The organism is Oleiphilus sp. HI0123 (genome assembly GCF_001635315.1).
Genome location: NZ_LWGE01001347.1, coordinates 1 through 2997, shown reverse-complemented (window position 1 = coordinate 2997; position 2997 = coordinate 1). Strand labels below are relative to the sequence as shown.

3 protein-coding genes and 1 pseudogene are annotated in these 2997 nt (G+C 47.0%); 1 reads left to right on the top strand and 3 read right to left on the bottom strand.

Annotated features, from left to right (window positions below; all coding sequences use genetic code 11):
- A partial coding sequence (locus tag A3761_RS16815; protein ID WP_231881245.1) for a hypothetical protein occupies positions 1–320 on the top strand: 320 nt, incomplete at its 5' end.
- 4 nt (positions 321–324) lie between these two features.
- Here the strand turns inward: A3761_RS16815 and A3761_RS16810 are convergent.
- From A3761_RS16810 to A3761_RS27820, 3 genes and pseudogenes are all read right to left on the bottom strand, one after another.
- Positions 325–1041 (bottom strand): DUF2894 domain-containing protein, encoded by a 717-nt coding sequence (locus A3761_RS16810; RefSeq protein WP_068513173.1) that lies wholly within the window; start codon positions 1039–1041, stop codon positions 325–327.
- A gap of 1 nt (position 1042) precedes the next feature.
- On the bottom strand, positions 1043–1729 hold the full coding sequence (locus tag A3761_RS16805) for an OmpA family protein (protein WP_068513175.1): 687 nt from the start codon (positions 1727–1729) through the stop codon (positions 1043–1045).
- A 14-nt stretch (positions 1730–1743) separates the two neighbouring features.
- Positions 1744–2997: pseudogene (locus tag A3761_RS27820) on the bottom strand (hypothetical protein); the annotation flags it as partial.

Below are 2997 nucleotides of genomic sequence, written 5' to 3'. Positions count from 1 at the left end.
TAGTCGCTCAGATCAATCGTTTTGCGATCTTACTTCTACCAATAATTTTCCTACTACTACCCTTATTCAAAATACTTCCTGCACTGCTGGCTTGGAGAATGCAGTCTCGCGTTTATCGCTACTACGACCGCCTACACGAAATTGATCTACGTTTGGCTGAGAAAGGTACAAAGCCAATAAATGAGGAAGAGAGGCAAGTACTGGCTAATGAGCTTATTGATATAGAAGTCGGATTACGCTGCGAATCACTGCCTCTTAAATACCGGGAAAGTGCCTATACTGCTGTACAACACGTGCACTTGGTTCGAAGCAGGCTTTAAGGTTTTACTTTGCAGAGGCTTTGCTTGCACGAGACTTGTGAGTCGATAGCTCTGTAGTTTGCTCTAACCACAAAAGCGTGTCGTAGTAAGGAACCAAGCGATTAACATAAGCCGGAGAAATATCCTTCATGGCACCAATCGTACGAACCAAAAGGCGCTGAGGATTGAGAGGCCCTGCATTTTCCGGGTCTTCCTTGATCACTTGCCGAACCATATTTTCGGTGATCACCTTACCCAATTGCTCACGATAAAACTGTAGCGACTTTAGCTCTTTAGCGCGCTCTTGAAAGTCTTTCGCAGCATTGATCTTTATTTTCTTTTCACTACCTTGCGTAGCAGAAGGCTTGTCCTCAAGTCCTTCGTCAAAGCCCTCGTCAAACAACAGGGCATCCAAACCCAATGAGCTCTGATCTATTGCGCTTACATCAAAACTATTAATACGTTCTATCAAGCCTTTAAAAACTGAGTCTGATCTGCCGTCCTGCTCCTGGGGCGCCTCAGTTTTTTCAGCGTCCTCATGCTGCTTAACCAACAATGCTTGTAAGTCTGTCAGGCCTGATTCAATTCGTGGAAGCAAGCTTTCCTGAATATTGTCAGAACGCTGATCTGCTCTAGCCAGCAATGAAGAAAGGCGCTGAAAATGAAATGCAGCCACACCGCTCTGACAAGTATTTTCGAGCCGCGCCAAAGCTTCCTTTAGCTGGTCAAAGGTGGAATTCATCTTAATCTGTCACCAGAGCCGAGCCAAGTGGGGCTGTATCTTCTTCAGCACCTAGAGGCTTAGTCACTTGTCGCCCTTTGGGAACGGGTGCCATTTCTACACGCCGATTCTTCGAGCGACCATCACGGTCTACATTGGAAGCAACAGGTTGCTGATCTCCAAAGGCAGCAGCAAACACCCTTTCTTTGGGCATCCCCTCTTCTATCAAAGCTCGCGTCACGGTTAGAGCCCTCTGAGCAGAAAGCTCCCAGTTATCCTGATATCGATTGTTGCCTTTTTGAATGGGAAGATCATCTGTGAAACCACTCACCATCAGCAACTCGTCACGCTCTCCCAGGTAAACTTCAAGAGGAGCCACCAGAGTGCTTAAGAGCTCACGCCCTTCAGACTGTAACTGGTCTGAGTTCAGCGAAAACAAGACACTGCCGCTGATGCCAATTTTGCCATCACGCAATGTTACTCGCCCGGAAGAGAGAGGGTCTGCCAAAGCTTCTTCCAATGCCATTCTTCGCTGTTCTTCAGCCCTGCGCTTTTCAACTTCTTCGGCAAGCGACTTTGACAATTCTAACTGATAGCCCAATACCCAGATCAGCAACAGCACAAAAACGCCGACTAGCCCGGACATTAAATCGCCAAAAATCGCCCAAATAGGAGGGCTTTCAGCATTACTCTCATCTAACTCATGCATACCAACACCCCAGCTTAAGCAGACTCAGTGGATGACTGTTCATAAGCCTGTTTCATTGACAGTTCACGCAATTCTTCAAACAAAGCTTTCTGGGACAAAACACTATGATCAATTACTTCTCTAGCCTGGGAAACGTAATAACCAAGCTGCTCATTGCTGCGTTCACTCGACTGCTCCAGAGCTGATTCGATGCGCTGTAAACTCTCACCAAGCAGTTCATTCGATTCACTAAACTGCTGGCAGGCCTTACCAAAAGCATCACCCAAACTGGCAATATCGGTAGTGCTTGCCGCAGCTTCGACCACGATGTCTGAGAGTTTGTTAACTTCAGCATCGATATGCTGGTCAAAACGAGAGCTGATGTTGTCTAGCATGCTACTAGAGGTTTCGACTAATGAAGCAATCGCTTCTCTTTGCTGGCTGGATGACTCGGATAAGGAGCCTGACAAGCCATCAAGCTCAGCCATAATTCGCTGACGCTCTTCTAACAAGTGGTTGTCACGCTCCATGTTGTTACTGATTTCTTCACGTAACTTGGAGATTACCTCCGCAGCAACCTTTGGTGTTTCAGACGCGGTTTCAATCAGCTCTGTCATGGGTTTCTCAATCGTTTCTGACAATTGGGCAACTTGCTGCGATAAGCTTTGTTGTAGCTTATTCATCGTCTCGGCAGCAGCGTTTGCACGACCTGCCTCTTCATCTCGCAAGCTGCTCAATTCTTCACGCACACTCGCCGCTAAGCCATTCATTCGACTATCCAGTTCGTGCAACCAACGTGACTCATCTTCACGACGTGCGATCAGTAAGTTATTGGATTCAGCGAAAAGACCCGCTAGTTCAGCCAATAGCTTCTCTGACTTCTGCTTGGTTTGCTCATCCATTAGCTGCTGGCTGTCACTTAGCTTCTCAACCAGCTCAGCTTGCTGAGCCAACATTTTGTCAGCACGGTTCTGCCAATCAAGACTGATCCCCTCAGACATAGCCCCCAAACGATCTGTCATTTCCGTAAATTTATCAGCAACCTGACAACTTGTTTCAAGCTGAGCTTGTGTAAGCTGATTTAGCTTGTCAGCAACGTCTTGAGAGGCGCTGTGTAAAGAAGCAGAACTCTGCGTCTGCGTATCAATCATCGCCTGTTGCCAAACTGTCTGTCGAGCTTTTTCACTTTCGAGATTTTGGCTATCTCGCTGCGCCAAATTCTGGTTCAAGCTTTCTAACATTGTCTGCGTTTTAGCGTCAAAGAGCTCACTGTATTCACTCAAGGTTTG

Excerpts from the sequence above, each read along its gene's own strand:
- A3761_RS16810 (WP_068513173.1), bottom strand. The coding sequence starts at position 1,041 with ATGAATTCCACCTTTGACCAGCTAAAGGAAGCTTTGGCGCGGCTCGAA.
- A3761_RS16805 (WP_068513175.1), bottom strand. The coding sequence starts at position 1,729 with ATGCATGAGTTAGATGAGAGTAATGCTGAAAGCCCTCCTATTTGGGCG.